The following is an 18,883-nucleotide window of genomic DNA, read 5'->3' on the forward strand; positions in this document are numbered from 1 at the left end:
AAATTTAATCCCATACTACGTTATCGGGCACAAATGAAGAAACTTCAATGGCAAAAGTAAATTATGTGCATCTTATTTGCTCAGTAGTTGCTCAATTTTGCATCAGCACTCAAGCTGTTTCATCCGTCACGGCATCAAACATGACCCTGTTTCTGCCTGCATGCTTGGCTGCATAAAGTAACTGGTCTGCCCTTGTGCGCACCATGTCCGGGGTAATGTCACCGCCATGGTATTCGGTAATGCCTATGCTACTGGTCACGAACACTTGTGCGGCAGCGGTCAGGATGGGGTGGGATTCCAGACGCTGGCGCAGTCTTTCCATGGCGATAATCGCTTCAGAAGCGCTTGATTCAGGGAAAAGGATGGCAAACTCATCCCCACCCAGGCGTGCGGCTTTGTCTATGCCACGTATGTTTGCCTGCATCATGCTGGCAAAGTGAGTGAGCACTTCATCACCGGCCTGATGGCCATACACATCATTGACCGTTTTAAAGTGATCGATATCCAGCAAAGCCAGTGCATAGGGGCGGCCCATGCGCTTGGCGCGCTGGTGTTCATCTTCCAGCATGGGCAAAAAAGCAGCACGGTTGATCAAGCCCGTCAGGGCATCCACCTCGGCTGCCAGTTGCCATTCCTGGCGTGCCGCTTCTATTCTGAGCAATTGGCGGTTATGCAAGGCCACTGCCAGAATGGTGAAGGTGGTCGTGCAGACGAAACACACCAGCATGAAATTCGCTTCCACCAGATTGCTGGTCTGGAAAGGCCCAAGTTGCTGGCCCGTCATGGCAATAATGGCCACCATGCTGACAGCCAATATCAGCGTGACCAGATTGAGATTGACATAAAAAGCCAGCAGCAACAGCACCGGCAAGATGAAGTAGATAAAGCCTGGATGACCCCGAAATGCCAGATACAGCAATACCCCGACACCCAGGCTGGTTAACACTAGCCTTTGCACTTCGATACTGCGTAGCTGCCGGTCATCACTCCAGGCCTGGTAGAGTGGATAAATAAGCAAGATACCAAGACTGTCTGCCAGCACCAGCATGCGGAAGAAATCGACTGCCTCATCCCAGCCTATATAACCGCCTACCGCCAGATTGAGGCTGATGATAAGGCTGCTGAGCATGGTCGGTATCAAACAGACTTTGATGCCAAAATGCAACAAATCTTGCGCCTGCGTCAAGCCACCTGGCAATGACAGGCGCATCATCAACATGGCCACGATGCCAGCCATGCCATCTGCGGTGGCTGAAATCAGGGTGTACAAGAGGGGAGAGCTGCGGTGCACTTCGGCCATACCAGGATAATTCGCCCAAAAACTGGCGAATATGATCAGGGGCAAGGCCAGCAAACCATGCCGCATACACATCACCAGGCCTATGCCAGATGCCAGCCACAAGAGCGTGATATTGCTAGGTTTCAGGGCAAACAAGTGCATGCCGGTACGGGCAGCCAAATAATACAGGCCCATGCCAAACAAGGCCCAGGCCAGTTCCTGCAACTTTTTTCTGAAAACCGGATGTGTTTGCCCGCCCTGCCCGCCAAGGCTGGAAGCGGAGGATTTAAGCTGATTCACCATATTTGACATGGTTTGATAATACAATGTTGCCTATACCAACGAAAGATGAACATGTTTAACAAAAGTGAACTATTGCAAGCTGCCAATACAGCCCGTGAATCCGCTTATGCGCCCTACTCCAAATTCAAGGTCGGCGCAGCCGTGTTGACCAAGGATGGCAAGACTTTCCATGGTTGCAATGTTGAAAACGCCTCTTATGGTTTGTGTAACTGTGCAGAACGCACAGCCCTGTTTTCTGCCATTGCAGCCGGTTACCGTCCTGGCGATTTTGCTGCCATCGCCGTGACGGGTGACACTGAAGGCCCGATCGCCCCTTGCGGCGCTTGCCGCCAGGTCATCATAGAACTGGGCGGGCCAGAACTGCCTGTGCTGCTGACGAATCTCAAAGGTGATGTCAAGACCACCACTGCGGGTGATCAGTTGCCAGATGCGTTTTACCTGAAGCCCGAATAAGTTTTCACCGTCCCGCACAGCGCCTCTGTGCGGGATGATCACTATCTCTACCAACGTCATCATCTCCTGCATGAGCAAATCCATACTGATCATCGAAGATGAAGTCAGCATCGCCGACACCCTGGCATACGCCTTAAAGACTGACGGTTTTATACCGCAACACTTTAGTCTGGGCCAAGAAGCGCTAGCACTATTGCGCACGACGACAGCGCCCCCTGCCCTGATCGTGCTTGATATCGGCCTGCCCGACATCAGCGGCTTTGATGTCTGCCGCCAGTTGCGCCAGTTCTCGGATACGCCAGTGCTGTTTTTGACAGCACGCAATGATGAGATAGACCGCATCGTCGGCCTCGAAATTGGCGCTGATGATTACGTCAGCAAACCCTTTTCACCACGTGAAGTAGTGGCCCGCATACGCGCCATCTTGCGGCGCCAGCAAGGCAAGGTGCAAACCGCAGCAGAAACAGGGATAGTGGCAACCCTAGCGCGTTTTGAATTGAAGCCGCAAGAAGCACGCATACTCGCGTATGGCCAGCCACTGAGTCTGACGCGCTATGAATACCTGCTGCTAAAGACCTTGATGGAAAGCCCCGGCCATTTGTTTTCACGCGCGCAGCTCATGGACATCGTCTGGACCAACGCACCAGATACACTGGACCGTACCGTCGATGCCCACGTCAAATGCCTGCGCGCCAAACTCCGCCAGGCACGCCTGAGCAGTAACGGTACGGTCGATGATGACCAGGCCAATGATGAAGGCATCATCACCCACCGTGGCATGGGCTATAGCTGGTCGCCTGCATGAAGATAGGCCTGCGCATACTGCTGGGTTATTTTCTGATCCTGGGCCTGAGTGCCTGGCTGATCCTGAATGTGGTGGTGGAAGAAATCAAACCCGGCGTGCGTGCCACGCTGGAAGACACCCTCATCGACACAGCACAAATGCTGGCCACCCTGGTTGCCGACGACGTGGCGGCAGGCAGGGTCGCCGACAGCGACTTGATGCAGCGCCTGCAAAACTATGCACAACGCAGCATCGACGCCAACATCAGCGGCATACGCAAGACCAGCCTGGATTACCGCATCTATATCACTGATACAAAAGGCATCGTCATTTTCGACAGCGATGGCATGGATGTAGGGCAGGACTACTCAAGCTGGAACGACGTCAACCGCACCCTGCAAGGAAAATATGGCGCACGCAGCACCCGTAGCAAGGCCACAGATGAAACCAGCAGCGTCATGCATGTGGCAGCACCCATCATGGAGCAGGGCCGCATCATAGGCTCGCTCACGGTCGCCAAGCCCATTTCTACAATCAACCCGTTTATCTACCGCAGCCAACGCAAGATATTGCAACGCAGTGCCTGGTTGTGGCTGGGCTCACTCTTGATAGGAATCGGATTTTCATGGTGGCTGAACCGCACTTTGCGCAAGTTGCAAAGTTATGCCACCAGTGTAGAAAACGGCGACAAAGCCAGCCTGCCGGATCTGGGTAATAATGAAATCGGCAGCCTTGGCCGCGCCCTTGAAGCCATGCGCGACAAGCTGGAAGGCAAGCAATATGCAGAACAACTCATGCATACCATGGCCCATGAATTGAAAAGCCCCATCGCCTCGATACAAGGCTCGGCCGAACTCATGCGTGAAGACATGCCCGCCGCAGACAGGCAGCATTTCCTCAACAATATCCTCGAACAAAATGCCCGCCAGCGCCAGCTTATCGACAAACTGCTGGCACTGGTCAAACTGGAGAAACAGCAAAGCCTTGCCCACGTGCACCTGGTCAACATCCCACGTCTGCTGGCACTGGTGGCTGAAGATGCCCAACCCAGACTGCAAGCCAGGTCGCTGCAATTGCAACAGCAAATAGATGCAACCATCACCAGCATCAGCGGCGATGAATTATTGTTGCGCCAGGCCCTCGGTAATTTGCTCGATAACGCCATTGCCTTTGCCCCTGCGGGCAGCGGCATCAGCATGCAAGCCCGCCTGCATATCAACACCGACAACAGGCCGTCTGTACAAATCAGCATCAGTGACCAGGGGCCGGGCATCCCAGACTACGCCCTTGACAAAATCTTTGATCGCTTCTACTCCTTGCCGCGCCCAGATGCCGCAAAAAGCACAGGCCTGGGTTTGCCCTTTGTAAGGGAAGTAGCCTTGCTGCACGGAGGAAGTATCAAGGTCGAGAATCAGGCTAGTGGTGGCGTAGTGGCGACATTTTGTTTGGCTACGTGACTCCATCCCATAAAGGGGAAGAAGCTTGAGTACAAAAAAGTCCCCCACTTCACACAAACCACATCCTCCCCGCACATTCCTTTTTTACATTACAAGCTTCGTCATTACCGGAGCCTGTCATGCAAAGAAGTCTGTTATTCAAAATCGTCATCGTCGGCTTGCTGGGGATACTGCTCTATGTGCCATTAGGCATGATAAAAGTCACCATTCTGGAGCGCATGCATTATCGCGACGAGGCGGTGCGCAGTATCACAGCAGATTCTGTCAGTGAGCAAGTGGTTGTCGGACCGGTGCTGGTCGTTCCTTATACCGAAACCTGGGAGGAGGAGAGCTTTGATGCATCGCTCAATAAGACCGTGCGCCGCCAGTTGTCTGCCAATAAAAAGCATTATATCTACCCCAATGAAATGCAAATCATGGGCAATATCGATACTGACCAGCGCTATCGCGGCATCCATAAAGTGCTGGTATATACCGGCCACCATAAGATAACGGGTGACTTCATGCTGCCAGAGTTATCGAACATGGTGCAGAAAGACAAGCCCAAGGCCGTCATCTCCCTGGCGGAAACGCCCTATATTTCCATGGGCTTGAGTGATACCCGTGGCCTGCAAAACTTCCCTAAACTCAAATGGGATGAGCAAACCATCGAGTTCAAACAAGGCAGCAAACTCAGTTCTTTCCAGCGTGGTATCCATGCGGGGCTGAATGATGTCAATCTCGCCAGCGCAAGGCAAGTCAAATTCAAGATAGACCTGGATCTTGATGGCATAGAAAAACTGAGCTTTGCCCCGATTGCAAAAAATAACCAGGTGACGCTGTCATCGAACTGGCCACACGTGCAATACGGCGGCCGCTTTTTGCCATCACCAAAAGGCAGGGTTAATACAGATCAGAGTGTCAGCGCCAACTGGAATATCTCCTCTCTATCCAGCAATGCACAGCAACAAATGACCCGACTCGAAAATGCCGGGAACGCGGCCAATGTGGCGCACGGAGCCAGCCCGGCGGAAGATGGCAGCCCAATTTCATCTGCCTCACCCATCGATATCTTCAGTGTTTCTTACATCGAACCTGTCAACATCTATTCGCAGGCTGACCGCGCCGTCAAATATGGTCTGATGTTTGTCGCCCTTACCTTTGCCGCCTTCTTCTTGTTTGAGGTATTGAAGCAGTTACCAATCCACCCTGTGCAATACACCCTTGTTGGTCTGGCGCTGGTGATTTTCTTTTTGCTGTTGATCAGTCTGTCAGAAAAAATCAGTTTCGTGCTGGCCTACCTGATTGCCAGTACCGCCTGCATTTTACTGATCGGCATCTACCTGGCGAATGTGCTGAGAGACTGGAAACGTGGTGTTGGATTTGGGTTCGCGTTGACGGTCTTGTACGGCATCTTGTTTGGCTTATTGAATTCAGAAAACAATGCCATGATGATGGGTAGCCTGTTATTGTTTGCTGTCCTGTCCGGCATCATGTTAGCAACCCGTAAGGTAGACTGGTATAAGCTGGGTAAGCCAGCCACAGACAGCGCCTACGATCACGCCTGATGAGTCACGCAAATTGATTTGATGACAGCCAGAACCTCGCAGGCAACATGTGCAAGGTTCCGGCTTTTTCAAGCATGGTCTATCGTCAGCCCGGCATTGATCTCTGCCAGACTGCGCATCAGGGTTTCGGAATAATGCAGGCCCGCGCCGGAGGTGGCATAGATCAGCCTGAGCAAGATAAAGTATTCGCCATCGCAAAAATCGCCAACAGCAGGCAATTTGTATTTGACCTGCTCCAGAAAATCCAGCAATTGCGCTTCTTCTGCCTGCCATGCCGGCAAATTCGCCTCTGCCTCTGCTGCACTCTCAAGCAGGCCCGTGCACCATTGCCTGGCCCCGCCCCAGTTTGCAGGCTGTTCTGCACCTGCCAGCTTGATCGTTACCTGTGCATCTTCACCCCAGCGCTTGAGCGTCTTGCTGTTATTGCTGATGCGGGATATGGCACCATCAAGCCCCTTGTCATCCGCCGCCAGGGCAAACTTGTCGGCATTAAATTCTTCGCCGCCCACTTCAACATAAAAACGCAATAATTTCATTCTTGCCCCCGTATCCAGGATTTAAAAATGCGTTGCCATCGTAACTCACTTGGCTGCAGGATAAACCAGCCAGACCATCCTCATTCTAGTCGTGAATGAAATTTTTGCAATTGTTATCACCGTCTGAAATTCAGCGGACAGCTTGCCACGCCAGTAGCCTCTTTCAAATGAAACTACTGGCTGTCACTTCTGGGAACAGGATTAAAACCGCAGTTCCTCAGCCTTGACCAGTCTTGCAAACAGGCCATTCAATGTCATATTGTGATGTGCAATGATGGTGCTGGCGGGCAGCAAGGCTGTGTCATTGCAGCTATGTGCATCTTCCACCAGGATGACGTTGAATCCCAGCTCGCTGGCAGCGCGGCAATTGGCATCGATGCAGTACTGGGTTTTCAGGCCAGTGATGATGAGTTCCTCGATACCTTTCGCCTGCAATTTTTGCAGGAAATCCGTACCCTCGAAGCAGCTGGGCCTGGTCTTTTCAAATACGGTATCTCTTTCCATATCCAGCGTCAGCCCTGGCATGAATTGCCAGTTGGCGCTGCCAGCTTCTATCGGCGAGCCTTGCGGGCCAGTGTGGCGCACGGCAAATACCGGCACGCCGGCCGCGTGTGCCTTGGCCAGCAGGTTATTGATATTGGTCAGCAGTTGCTCGGTTGCATGGATAGTACCGCCCTGCAACAAACCTGCCTGCATATCAATGACCAACAAGGCCGGGTTTGCATATGATTGTTGTTCCATTTTCTTGATTCCTTTTTTTGCATTCTGCATGAATAAATTGCCAGCGATCAGGCAAGAAAAAACCCCGCTCATTGCTGGCGGGGTTTGCTATATCAGGTAAATATTTAATTACCTGTGATGACTCAATCAAGCCAGGCGCTAGCCTACCCCGCTACTACCAGTGGTAGTCGTGGTGACGGTGCAGCCTGTCGTGGTCAATTGAAATGTCATGCAAAGAGTGTAGTTTCTCAATATGAGATAGTCAAGCACTGGGCAGATTTCATTTTTTCAGGAACTTTGGATAAGCATTGATCTTCGCCTGCAGGCGTTGTGCCAGGCCAAAATCTGCGGTCAGCAATTCGTCGTGGATAAGTTGTGCCTCATCGCGGTAAGCCAGGATTTTTTCATTATCCCAATAATACGGCGGGTGATACAGATTGGTAATGCGGTCAGCCATCTTGACCATCCAGATCTCTGCCGGTTGTTGCCGTATGCGGTCGAGGCTGTCACGCATCTGTTCAGCCTTGGTCGGCAGCGCGGTGTTCTTGGACAAAGCCTGCACGCCATCAGCCACGGCCTGGCCAAATTCCTGTTTCAACAATTCGTAGCTGGCACTGGTATCTTCTATGGTGTCATGTAACAAGGCACATTGCACCGTCAGTGCGCCATCGGCAGTGATATTCGATTGCAAGGCCCAGATGACTTCCATCGCCACGCTGGCGATATGGTTGATATACTCAATCCGTTCACCTTCCACCTTGCCACCATAGGTCTGCCCGCTGTGCTGGCGCGATGAAAACGACCAGGCTTTTTCATAGATATCGGGGGTCCAGTGATTCATCTTGTCATCCTTTAAATAAGAGCGGAAAAATGAGATACCCATCCTTCACATCGCCACCCACCGGGTACGGCGCCGGCGGTCGCGGAACATGTGGATGGCTGAATGCACCATGCCTTCCGGGCTGCCGCTTTCTTGGTATTGCTGGCGCAGGTAGAGTGCATCATTGCCGGTACGGGCGACTTCGCTTAGATGCGTCAGTGCATCTTGCGCACCCAGGCTTTCTGCATGGGGTTTGAGTTTGTTCAGGCTGGCCAGTATGTCTTCGCGCAAGACGGTGTTTTCATAGGTTTTTGGATGCACGGTAACGCCGTCAAAGCCGAAACGACAAGCCTGGAAGCGGTTGTAGTTATACACCAGATAATCATCTTCTGCCGGTGGCGGTTCACGTCTTTCCAGCAAATTGGCGCACAGGACTTGCAGATAGGCGGCCAGGGCAGCGGCTCTTTCCACATTCAACGGGGTATCGCAGACGCGCAGTTCTATGGTGCCGTATTCTGGCTTGGGACGTATGTCCCAGTAAAAATCTTTCATGCTTTTGACGACCCCGGTTTTTTCCATTTTACTGAAATAGCCATGGACAAATTCATCCCAGCGCAACAAGAAAGGGGCGCGCCCGGACAAGGGGAAGGCATACACAGAATTCAAACGGGCAGAATTGAACAGGGTGTCACCGCCCTGCACATAAGGTGAAGAAGCCGACAGTGCGATGAAATGCGGCACATAGCGGTTGAGTGCATGGAGCAGGTACATGGCATCATCACCAGAGGTGCAACCTATATGCACATGCTGGCCAAAAATGGTGAATTGCTTGGCCAGGTAGCCGTAGAGTGCTGACACTTCCTGGAAGCGTGGTTTGGAAAATATCTTGCGATCTGTCCATTTCTGGAAAGGGTGAGTACCGCCACCGCAGATGCCTATGTTGAGCACGTCGGCGGCGTGCACCAGGGTGTCGCGTATCGCCAGCAATTGCTGCAATATGCCCTGATGCGTGGTTTGCACATCAGTGCAGATTTCTATCATGCTCTGGGTGATTTCTGGCGTCACATTGCCAGGGAAAGGACGTTTCGCCAGTAAATGCAAAAGATCGGGGCTGGAGGCAGTGAGATCAAAATCAGACAGGCTGACGAGTTGCAGTTCCAGTTCCACACCGACCGAGAGTGCATCCGAATTCTTGAAATCTTCGAGTGGCATCATTGCTCCTGTTCTTCTGGGGTTTCTTTGGCTGTGTACAAGGCTAGCTGGGTCAGGATGGGGCCAGCGATTTCCAGTATCAGGGTCATGGCAACCAGGGCATACCATTCATTGGTGGTGGCAATGCCCAGACTGTTTGTCTGTTCAAGGTTGAGAATCAGAAAGACGGAAACCGGTGCCAGGCCCAAACCGCTGAGCAATCCCTTGCGCATGGAGATGCCACTGACTGGCGCCAGCAATGTGGTGACCACCATCTTGCTGCCCAGGCGCATGACCAGCAACAGGCTGCCCAGCATGGCACCAGCCAGCACCTGCGCCCAAGCCAGGGTAGATGCAGCAAAGACGAACAGCACCACCGCCAGCAACTCACCCAGGACCCCAAAATTTCTTTGGGTGCGGCCGAGGCTGATGCGTCTGTGCCTGGCGATCAGGCCAAAGCTCAGCGTCGCCAGTATCGGTGACAAACCGCTGGCGTGGGTCAATGCCACCAGGACGATCACAGCAAAGGCAAAACCCAAGGTCGCATCCTGTGCCTGCCGCCCCCTCCAGCGCAATATGGTGGGCAGCAAAATGCCAAATATCGTGCCTGCCAGCAGCGAAGCGCAAGCCACCAGCATGACATGCAAGCCCTGTGAAGTGGCTTTCAGGAAATCTCCTGGCGTCTGCATGGTCCAGTAAACCAGGATGAGTTTAAAGGCAAACACTGCCAGCACAGTATTGATGGCCGTCAAATGCAGGATGCGTTCACTGACCTGACCTGAGCTGCGATGTTCATTGATCACGCGGATGACAGCCGCAGGTGAAGATGACATGGCCAGTGCTGCCAGCAAGAGCGACATCAACTGCGTACTGCCATACCAGAGCGCCACGCAATACACGGCCACAAAAGTGGCAGCTGCCTCAACCAGGCCAGTGATGGCAATCCAGGGATTGATGCTTAGCCAGCGCAAATTGATACGATAGGCAAATTCAAACAGCATGAGGCCAAAAGCGATATTCGCCAACAGCACCAGGCTTTGATTATCCAGCGGCGACAAATAGTCAGGAAACAGATTCACTAGCGCAAAACCGGTCAAGGCATACACGCTGATGCGTGGCAGATGTAAGCTGCGGTTGAGGATATCACCCAGCAGCCAGGCCAGCGCAATCACACAAGGCCATGCCATCTGGCTGATATTGATGGAAAATTCTGTCATGCTGTCTCCTCAAAGCATCAGGCTGTTTTTAAAGTCTGGTTTCCCGGGCGGCGCGCAAAAAACTGTCTAATATGGGTGTGCAATCGAGCAGATCGCTCTGCCCTGTCAGATGAAATTCAGGATGCCATTGCAAGCCAACCACGAATTTGGCTTTTTGATAGCGTATTGCTTCCACGATGTTATCGGCTGGTGAAATGGCTTCCAGCTTGATATCCCGGCCCAGGGTCTTGATGGATTGGTGGTGGATGGAATTGACTCTGGCAGCTACATCTGCGGGAAACAGTTTTGCCAGTGAAGATTGCGACGTAAATTGCAAGTCATGGCCATGCTGGTCATACAGATCATTGACGTGGGCGATGGCACCTGGCACTTCAGTGACGATATCCTGGTGCAGGCTGCCGCCAAAAGCCACGTTCAATAACTGGCAACCACGGCATATACCCAGCAAGGGTTTGTCGGCCTCAATGAATTCATGCAAGAGTTCAAGCTCATACATGTCGCGGGTACGGTCACCACCCCATTCAGGGCGGGTGGATTGCTGTGAATAACTCTCAGGCGCAACGTCAGCCCCGCCTTGTAAGACCAGGCCATCAAGATGGCGTGCATAATCGCGCAAGCGTATATTGCTGGGCCTGATCAAGCCATTGGTATTGACCGAGGGGATCATGAAGACCATGACATCGCGCGCCATGACCCATTGGGCAATTGATTCTTCCAGATATTGCAAAGTCTTGCTGGGCAGCCCTTTGGCACCTGCCTGCGGATGAAATATCCGGGCAGAGACGCCTATGCGCAAAGTGCGATGGGTAATACTCTTTGCCGTGCGTATCGAGCTGGCCTGCAAACGCGCAGACACCACGCGCAAGAGCGTGCGCCAGGGAGATTCTTCTGTCTGATAAGGCGGTTGAGGCGTAGATTTTTCTGGCTCTGGCTTGGCTGCTTGATCAGTTGCCGCAATATGTGGCTGGCTATCTGACTGACTGACATGCACGGACGGCAGCGCTACGGCAGCGTCCTGGTTGACTGGTGTGTTTTTCTCATCCGGCATGGCAGGTATCCATTGCTGAAAATTGAAAATCAAAGCTGCATTTTTTCTTGTTTTAATGTCGGTGCATTATTGTCGGTGCAATCTGACAAGCATACAATAAAAATCAGCAAAAGATACGCAATGCCATTTCCTACCGCAAGATGGCATCCACTACTTGATTTTATTATGCTTGCCAGGAACAATTGCGCTGGCTGGTTTCCGTTAAAGAACGGTCGTCACTTGGCGGGCCATTAATGGCCCCGGTCTTGCTAGCATCTGGCAGGTGCGTGCAAACATTCATTGCCACGCCAGCCCGTTGGGACAATTTACAGCGCTCATCTCCAAGCAGTCAGGGAGTAAAGTCTGTGCAATTCATCGCTGCACAGACCACCAGAGCTTACATTTGTTGCTCCCATGTCTACAGTATAGTTTCAAATCTGATTTCTACAAATTTATCTGCCGCAGCATACCTGTATCACTCACAATAAAAACATCACCGCCGCCACTATCGTTGGAGGCAAAGCACCCAGCAACAACCCCACAGCACCTATCGATTCATCATTGAATCCGCGCTTCAACAAAGCCACGCCTGCCGGGTTGGGGGCATTGGCTATCACAGTCAAGCCGCCACCGGCCACTGCACCCGCCACCAGCAAATACTTGGCTTGATCACTCAAGCCTGCGATCAGTGAACCCAGGTAAGTCAACGCGGCATTATCGGTAATGGCAGTCAAGCCCAGGGCCGCAAAAAACAGGGTATGCGGTGCCAGGCTGGCGACAATGGGTTGCAACCACCATTGCTGCATGCCGCCCAGCACGACCAGGCCCGCCAGAAAAAAGCCTACCAGCAAGCCTTCCTTTAAAATCAAGGGGCTTTGATGACGCTCATATGCCTGGGTATAACCCATGAAGAACAGAAACAGGCCAAGAAAGAATACAGGGTGATGGGCAAACACAACCACGCCCGCCAGAAAGGCCAGATGAATCAGGCTGACGATGAGCGGCACTGGTTCAGTTGGCGTCGTTTGGGTAGACGCGTCTGTCGTCAGGCCAGCGATATGTTTGCGCAAAAGCAGCGTAACTACGGTGGCATTGAGCACCACCGCCACTGCCGCCTTCCAGCCAAAAGTGGCCAGCATGAAGGCACTATCCCATTGCCAGGCAGCAGCCACCATCAAGACTGGTGGTGCAGCATAGGACGTCAGGGTACCACCGATGGAAACATTGACAAACAGCACGCCCAGCGCAGCATACTTCAACCACTCTGGTATGCCCTGACGGAAAATTTTAGGTGCCAGCATCAGGGCTGCCAGCGTCATGGCGGCAGGTTCGGTAATAAGAGAGCCCAGCAAGGGCACCACGGCCAAACCAAACCAGACCAGGGCGATGGTATCAGGTACTGGAGTAAAGCGCGCCAGGGCCTTGAGAACGCGCCCAACAAGCTCCAGCACAGGGCGGGAAGCAGCCACTACCATGACGACAAAAACAAACAGGGGTTCAGTATACTGGCGTGACTCGGCGTAGCTCACTGCGGCATCACCGCCTGATACCAATGCCATCACCACGATGAGCACAAAGGCCCAGAAACCAAAGACAACTTCGACCTCACCCAGCAAATGAAACAAGCCGGCATGAGCGGTATTCTTATGCGCAAGTACTTCAAAAAATTTGGCACTAAAAGTATGCAGCAAGGCCAGGCCAAAGATCACGGCTCCAAGTGTGTTCATTAAAGTCATCACTGTTTTCTTTCCTCGAATATGGATACATATCTTACACGAGCTTAACCATGCTTACGACAAAAACCGGTGTAAGATGGGTCGATATTCCTCTCCTCCTCCATCCATACTGTATGGATGGAGGAATGCCATTACCAGACCTTTTCTCTCGACCGGGATGGGCCTGTATCACGGACGGATTCACTCCTTAGCTCCCATATTCTTATGTATAAATTCCGACTACCGCTTTTTCTCGCCCTCCTGGCTGGTCTGTTTTCCAAAAACACCCAGGCCGCATGCACAGATGCCTTGCTCGGCGACTTTGCCCGTGAAAAAAATGGCCCTGCCATCATCAGGGTAGAAAAAGTGCATGGTGAACTGGCTTACCGCATGTCAACTGAAAACAAGCAATGGGATGCCAATTTCCAGAAAAGTGGCTTTGTCAGCCCGGACAAACTGGCGCAGATGCTAAAAGACGAAAGCCTGCTCAAGACCTCATGTGCGATATGGATGGACAGCGGCGTGCTGATGAAACTTCCAGTGGGAAGCACCTTGCAGGTCAGTACACCTACTCAAAAATCCTACATGGCCAGGGAAGTGACGACAGGCTATGTCTACTACATCATGCAAGGCTTCATGCTCGAAGCGATAGATTTGTTTCCGGTTGCCGCCAAAGGCATATCTCCAGCGGCGCCTGAGCCTTTGAAGAAAAGGCCAGAAGGTAAAGAAGTGCCTGATGCTGCGGCAATATGTCAGGGTAAAAAATTGCCAGACATGAAGCAAGCAGCATTTAATAATTTGCGTACTAGCACCAAAGACTGGTTCCGGAAACGTTCACCACAAATGCAGTTGGAATTCATCTGCGGCCAGTGGCTACATGCAGAAATGCTGAGATTTCCTGGCACGGCGACAAAAGAAGAAAAGGAAAGAAGCGCCATACTGGAAAACTTCCGTGAACTGCTGAAGGCAGGCCAGATACCGCGTAATGAAAACGGGGAGGCACAATGGCTAGATGCCGGCATAGCTTTACTCAGAGGCAATCATGACTGGAACATGGTCGTGGCCTTGCAAAAAGAATTTTATGATTTATTTGATCAGGCTGTCTTCCCGCATCTGACTGTACCTGCCCGCTATGAAAACAGCTACACCAATACCGAATTGCTGAAACTGACGCGGTTTATGCCAGCAGAACAAGCTCTGCGCGTCTTAAAAAAATTCAATGAAAAAGGATTTCTGGCAAACTCTCGCGAAAGATCAGAGACCAGGCGTTATGATATGTCGCCAGTGGCGATGGAACTGTTACGTTACCATCCTGACCTGGGTACAGTACCTGAGCCTGTCCTGGATTTTCTGTTCTCGCAGGCAGGGGCAGATGCAGTCAATGACAGGGAGTTGATGCGCAACGCGGTAGCCACAAAAAGCGCAGATGCAGTACATCAGCTATTGAAGCGCGGCGCAAATCCACTGGGCAGAGAAGTGTTATCGCGCGCCTGGGATACACCAGCCTACCCCAGCTTGCTCTCCGCAGCGCTTGCTCAGCATGCAGCCGCAAAAGCTAACACCCTGTTGCCCCAGATTGAAGCCGAAGCCGTACTCAGCCGCATACTTGCCACTCGTGATTATGAAAAGAAAATTGACTGGCAGGAGGTGGATTTTTTAGTCAGTGCAGGTGCAGATATCAATGATATGTTTGCACAAAACAGGCCAGAGAACATCGGTGTGTATGCACACATGCGCCCTGAAATCACCATGCAATTAATAGAACACGGCTTGCGGCTGGATAAAAATCATGAGTACATCGATGACAAGAACAAAATCTCAGGCGAATTACTACCTTTGTATTTGCGCTTTGAAGGTTATGAACCACATCGCGAAGACCTGATACGAGCCATGCTCACCAAATACAATAATGTGAATATTGCCTCAAGATGTCCAAACTGCAGTCTGGTTTATCCCCTGGATTACGTGATCAGATCCGGGCGGGCCGATCTGGTAAAAACCTTTATTGAATTTGGTGCCAATCCAAACAATGTCAACAAGGATGGTTCATTAAGTTTTTGGCATGCAATCGTCAAGAATCAGACAGATATGCTGGAGTTGATGGCAGCTTCCACATTTAAACTCAATTTGAATGCTGTTGATAACAAGGGCATATCAATACTGGCCTGGGCCAATTGCCTCAAAGCCGATGCAGCAGCTGCCTGGTTAAGCAAGAATGGTGCGCAGGAAATTGGCCGCGAGATTTGTGCCAAGCTGAAATAGCCTTATTTCAGTTTCACTGCCCGGCACAACCAATCCTTGAACTGGCGCGTTTCTTCTTTCAACAAGACCTCGGACGGATAGACCAAAAAATAGGCGATGCCAGTCTTAATACTGGTCTTGAAGGGCAAGATCAGTTCATGACTTTTCAGCTCTTCTCTAATCAGGGTTTTTCTGGCCAGGGCAATGCCATGGCCGCGCTTGGCTGCATCCAGTGCGCCGTTAGAGTCAGCAAAGACGGGGCCGCTGTTCCAGAGCACATGTTGCGCTCCCGTCGCCTCCAACCACAAGCGCCAGTCTTGCTGATGCTCATCATGCAGCAAGGTATAGGCACTCAGTTCATCGACTAATTTAAGTTGCTTGCGACTTTTCAGCAAACGCGGACTGCATACCGGTTGCAGGGGATCGTCTATCAGTATTTCTGATGTCAAACCGGGGTAATTCCCCAACCCATGCCTGACAGCAAAATCAACATCATCGCGCGCAAAGTCGGCCAGACGGTTGGTGGTACTGATTCTGATATCGATCGCCGGATGCAGTTGATTGAACTGTGGTAGTTGCGGCATCAGCCATTGCATGGCAAAACCCGGCGTACAACTGACAGTGATTCTGGGTAGCGCTCGCTGTTCTTGCAAGCGCCTGGTCGCCTCTTCCATCTGCCTGAAAGCCGTGCGTATGCCCATGAAATAATGCTCGCCTTCTACAGTCAGGGCAATACCGCGTTGGTCTTTTTTAAACAAGGGAATCTGCAGAAGGTCGACCAGCTTGCTGATTTGCTGGCTAACCGCCGCTGGCGTCACGTTCAATTCATGCGCTGCATTTTTGACGCTCAAATGACGACTGGTGCATTCAAAATATTGCAAGGCTTTCAATGGCGGCAAGCGGTTCATAATGATTTAGTTTTTCTAATCTAAGACAAGAAATGATGAATTGTTTTTACTTCCACTTTAATGATTTAATCATTGCATACGCGGCGCGATGACAGTGAAAGAATAACTTAATCAAGTGTAGATCAAAAAAGCACTTATTCACAGCTTGCGTTACAGAATACTGAACAGGAAATCACATGAAAACCACAGACACTTTGAGGCTCATCAGCCTAGCTGCCATTTGGGGTGCCAGCTTTTTATTCATGCGCATGATCGTACCCACGCTGGGTGCCATGCCTACCGCTTTCTTCCGTGTCCTATTTGGCGCAGCAGGTCTGGCCCTGATCTTGTTGCTAATGCGGGTACGCTGGAATTTCAACGACAAACTGGGCGCAGCCATGATGCTGGGCGTTATCAATTCTGGCATCCCTTTTGTCATGTTCAGCCTGGCTGCCAAGGCGTTGCCAGCAGGTTACTCCGCTATATTGAATGCAACGACGCCACTCATGGGCGTCATCATCGGCGCCCTGTTTTTTGCAGAACGGCCCGGCCTTTACAAGATCCTGGGCGTATTGATAGGCATTGCCGGTGTTGCCGTACTGACCTCAACCGGGCCAGTGCAATTCAATGCAGCGCTCTTGATCGCCGCTGCAGAATGCATGCTGGCCACGGCTTGCTATGGCCTGGCCAGTTTTTTGACCAGGAGATGGATATACGCCACAGGTGGGCTGGATAGCAAGCTTGTCGCTTTTGGCAGCCAGCTTGGCGCTGTTGCTTTGCTGCTGCCATTTTTTTCGTATGGCGCATTGACACAGCCACCGGCAACCTGGGGCAACATTACGTTGTGGCTGACCCTGGCAGCCCTGGGACTGGTATGCACGGCGCTGGCTTATATCCTGTATTTTCGTCTGATCGCCGATATTGGCCCGGTCAAGTCCCTGACGGTGACTTTTCTGATCCCACCCTTTGGAGTACTCTGGGGCGCACTCTTCCTGCATGAAGACATCACCCTCGCCCACCTTACGGGCGGCGCCCTGATAGGTCTGGCTGTATGGCTGGTGTTGCGACCAGAAAAACCACGCCTTGCTTAAACACAGGAATAGTTGCCCTAACCCAGCCCATATTAAAACAATGCTAATATTTGCTGATCACCATTCATGTGTAATGTCCGAACACCAGCAAAAATAATCCATGAAATCCGTTCATATAGCGATGCTAGCCCTGCTTTACCCCCTGACAACAACTGCAGCACAAGCTGAAATCGTGTGTGCCAACATCAATACTCCCCAGGAAGAAGCCCGGTGCATGGCGGGCGAAGTGGACAAGGCCAACAAAAAACTGTCCAGCTATCTGCAAGCCGCCAAGTCACGACTACAACAGGAAGACGACAACAAGCTCGATCTCGATGCAACACAAAGAGCCTGGGAAAACTACCGAAGCGCCCATTGCGACGACGTCTACACCTATTGGGCCAGCGGCAGCATACGCTACCGCCAGTCAGCCCAATGCCAGCTAGACCTGACACTCACCCGCACCCGCGATGTCTGGCAAGCTTATCTCACTTTTGCCGATAGCACGCCTGCCCTGCTGCCTGCACCATAGAGCCTGATCTCTCTTGCAAGTGTGTTCCTTGAATCGGTTGTACAATTCATTGCTGATTCATCCGGCGTTTCACATCCGCAAGTACAACCTCAAAGAAACCTTACAGGAGAACACCATGCAGTATCGCGAAGACTTTAATAGCCTGGTTGGTAGTACAGAAGACAGTACGACGGTCAACCGTCGCAGTTTTATACAAACTGCAGTAGGTGTCGGTTTTGCGGCAGCGGTTGCACCGGTATGCGCGCAAACCATGATCAAGACTGACCGTGCCGGTTTGACGGATGGTGTCGCCAAGCTGACAGTGGCGGGCGCAGAAGTGCCACTGTATTTTACCAAGCCTGAAGGCAAGAGCAATTTGCCGGTAATATTGGTGATCTCCGAGATTTTTGGTGTACATGAGCATATAGCTGACGTGGCGCGCCGTTTTGCCAAGCAGGGCTATCTGGCGATTGCACCTGAATTGTTTGTGCGCCAGGGTGACGCCAAGAACGCCGCCAGCATGGCAGAGCTGATGAAAGAAATCATTTCCAAGGTGCCTGATGCACAAGTCATGGGCGACCTGGATGCTGCCGTGGCATGGGCTGGCAATAACGGCGGCGACACCAAGCGCCTGGGCATCACCGGCTTTTGCTGGGGTGGCCGCATCACCTGGCTGTATTCTGCCTACAACCCCAATGTCAAGGCTGGTGTGGCCTGGTATGGCCGCCTGGTAGGCGAATCGACGCCATTGACACCCAAGCACCCCGTCGATATCGGCGCAGGCTTGAAAACACCTGTCTTGGGCCTGTATGGTGCCAAGGACACGGGCATCAATGCTGAATCCGTCTTCAAGATGGAGGTGGAACTGAAAAAAGGTAACAGCAAATCAGAGTTCAAGGTGTATGCAAATTCTGGCCATGCCTTTCATGCTGATTATCGCCCCAGCTATAACGAAGAAGATGCCAAAGATGGCTGGAGCCGTGCGCTGGCCTGGTTCAAGGCAAACGGCGTAGCCTGATTCCTGTTTTTATTCATTTCCTCTGATTCATCTCTTCTTAGTTTCACTGCAGGCCAGCCACGCGCTGGGCCTGCCCTCTTATCTATCATCAACATTAAGCAAGGACC

The 18,883-nt window shown here is 51.9% G+C and carries 17 protein-coding genes; 8 read left to right on the forward strand and 9 right to left on the reverse strand.

What is annotated here, in order from left to right; translation table 11 throughout:
* Positions 1-109: 109 nt before the first annotated feature.
* Entirely contained in the window at positions 110-1,582 is a 1,473-nt protein-coding gene (locus H8L47_RS23680; protein WP_186956080.1) for a GGDEF domain-containing protein, read from the reverse strand.
* Positions 1,583-1,633: 51 nt separating this feature from the next.
* Here H8L47_RS23680 and cdd point away from each other — a divergent pair, with 51 nt between their 5' ends.
* The 4 genes from cdd (at position 1,634) to creD (ending at position 5,823) form a co-directional block, all read left to right on the forward strand.
* Positions 1,634-2,035: a cytidine deaminase gene (gene cdd / locus H8L47_RS23685; RefSeq protein ID WP_162039640.1), complete on the forward strand. Its 402-nt coding sequence runs from the start codon at positions 1,634-1,636 to the stop codon at positions 2,033-2,035.
* A 34-nt stretch (positions 2,036-2,069) separates the two neighbouring features.
* Positions 2,070-2,840 (forward strand): two-component system response regulator CreB, encoded by a 771-nt coding sequence (gene creB, locus H8L47_RS23690; protein ID WP_329605491.1) that lies wholly within the window; start codon positions 2,070-2,072, stop codon positions 2,838-2,840.
* Positions 2,837-4,276, forward strand: a complete 1,440-nt coding sequence (gene creC, locus H8L47_RS23695) for a two-component system sensor histidine kinase CreC (RefSeq protein WP_186956083.1) — start codon at positions 2,837-2,839, stop codon at positions 4,274-4,276. The genes creB and creC overlap by 4 nt, the downstream gene beginning before the upstream one ends.
* Before the next feature lie 119 nt (positions 4,277-4,395).
* Positions 4,396-5,823, forward strand: a complete 1,428-nt coding sequence (gene creD, locus H8L47_RS23700; protein ID WP_186956084.1) for a cell envelope integrity protein CreD — start codon at positions 4,396-4,398, stop codon at positions 5,821-5,823.
* A gap of 68 nt (positions 5,824-5,891) precedes the next feature.
* On the opposite strand, the gene H8L47_RS23705 is transcribed toward creD, so the two are convergent.
* The 7 genes from H8L47_RS23705 to H8L47_RS23735 form a co-directional block, all read right to left on the reverse strand.
* Positions 5,892-6,359 carry a hypothetical protein gene (locus tag H8L47_RS23705; protein WP_186956086.1) on the reverse strand — a complete coding sequence of 156 codons (468 nt, stop codon included), beginning with the start codon at positions 6,357-6,359 and terminating at the stop codon, positions 5,892-5,894.
* A gap of 201 nt (positions 6,360-6,560) precedes the next feature.
* Positions 6,561-7,100, reverse strand: coding sequence for a cysteine hydrolase family protein (locus tag H8L47_RS23710; protein ID WP_186956087.1), 540 nt, complete (start codon positions 7,098-7,100; stop codon positions 6,561-6,563).
* Positions 7,101-7,359: 259 nt separating this feature from the next.
* Positions 7,360-7,920: an HD domain-containing protein gene (locus H8L47_RS23715; RefSeq protein WP_186956089.1), complete on the reverse strand. Its 561-nt coding sequence runs from the start codon at positions 7,918-7,920 to the stop codon at positions 7,360-7,362.
* 45 nt (positions 7,921-7,965) lie between these two features.
* Entirely contained in the window at positions 7,966-9,111 is a 1,146-nt protein-coding gene (locus H8L47_RS23720; RefSeq protein ID WP_186956091.1) for a YbdK family carboxylate-amine ligase, read from the reverse strand.
* Positions 9,111-10,307, reverse strand: coding sequence for a cation:proton antiporter (locus H8L47_RS23725; protein WP_186956092.1), 1,197 nt, complete (start codon positions 10,305-10,307; stop codon positions 9,111-9,113). Before H8L47_RS23725 ends, H8L47_RS23720 begins: the two co-directional genes overlap by 1 nt.
* A gap of 28 nt (positions 10,308-10,335) precedes the next feature.
* Positions 10,336-11,355, reverse strand: a complete 1,020-nt coding sequence (locus H8L47_RS23730) for a gamma-glutamyl-gamma-aminobutyrate hydrolase family protein (RefSeq protein ID WP_186956129.1) — start codon at positions 11,353-11,355, stop codon at positions 10,336-10,338.
* A 458-nt stretch (positions 11,356-11,813) separates the two neighbouring features.
* Positions 11,814-13,070 carry a putative Na+/H+ antiporter gene (locus H8L47_RS23735; RefSeq protein WP_186956093.1) on the reverse strand — a complete coding sequence of 419 codons (1,257 nt, stop codon included), beginning with the start codon at positions 13,068-13,070 and terminating at the stop codon, positions 11,814-11,816.
* A 204-nt stretch (positions 13,071-13,274) separates the two neighbouring features.
* Between H8L47_RS23735 and H8L47_RS23740 the strand changes: the two genes are divergently transcribed.
* The gene (locus H8L47_RS23740) at positions 13,275-15,311 is read left to right on the forward strand and encodes an ankyrin repeat domain-containing protein (RefSeq protein WP_186956094.1); all 2,037 of its coding nucleotides are present in this window, start codon (positions 13,275-13,277) and stop codon (positions 15,309-15,311) included.
* Between the two features lie 2 nt (positions 15,312-15,313).
* Here H8L47_RS23740 and gcvA read toward each other — a convergent pair whose 3' ends face one another.
* The gene (gene gcvA / locus H8L47_RS23745; RefSeq protein ID WP_186956096.1) at positions 15,314-16,198 is read right to left on the reverse strand and encodes a transcriptional regulator GcvA; all 885 of its coding nucleotides are present in this window, start codon (positions 16,196-16,198) and stop codon (positions 15,314-15,316) included.
* Positions 16,199-16,374: 176 nt separating this feature from the next.
* Between gcvA and H8L47_RS23750 the strand changes: the two genes are divergently transcribed.
* From H8L47_RS23750 to H8L47_RS23760, 3 genes are all read left to right on the forward strand, one after another.
* Positions 16,375-17,268 (forward strand): DMT family transporter, encoded by an 894-nt coding sequence (locus tag H8L47_RS23750; RefSeq protein WP_186956097.1) that lies wholly within the window; start codon positions 16,375-16,377, stop codon positions 17,266-17,268.
* A 100-nt stretch (positions 17,269-17,368) separates the two neighbouring features.
* On the forward strand, positions 17,369-17,779 hold the full coding sequence (locus H8L47_RS23755; RefSeq protein ID WP_186956099.1) for a lysozyme inhibitor LprI family protein: 411 nt from the start codon (positions 17,369-17,371) through the stop codon (positions 17,777-17,779).
* A gap of 115 nt (positions 17,780-17,894) precedes the next feature.
* The gene (locus tag H8L47_RS23760) at positions 17,895-18,776 is read left to right on the forward strand and encodes a dienelactone hydrolase family protein (RefSeq protein WP_186956101.1); all 882 of its coding nucleotides are present in this window, start codon (positions 17,895-17,897) and stop codon (positions 18,774-18,776) included.
* Positions 18,777-18,883: the final 107 nt, after the last annotated feature.

The organism is Undibacterium umbellatum (genome assembly GCF_014284125.1).
In the GTDB taxonomy this organism is placed as follows: Bacteria; Pseudomonadota; Gammaproteobacteria; order Burkholderiales; family Burkholderiaceae_D; genus Undibacterium; species Undibacterium umbellatum.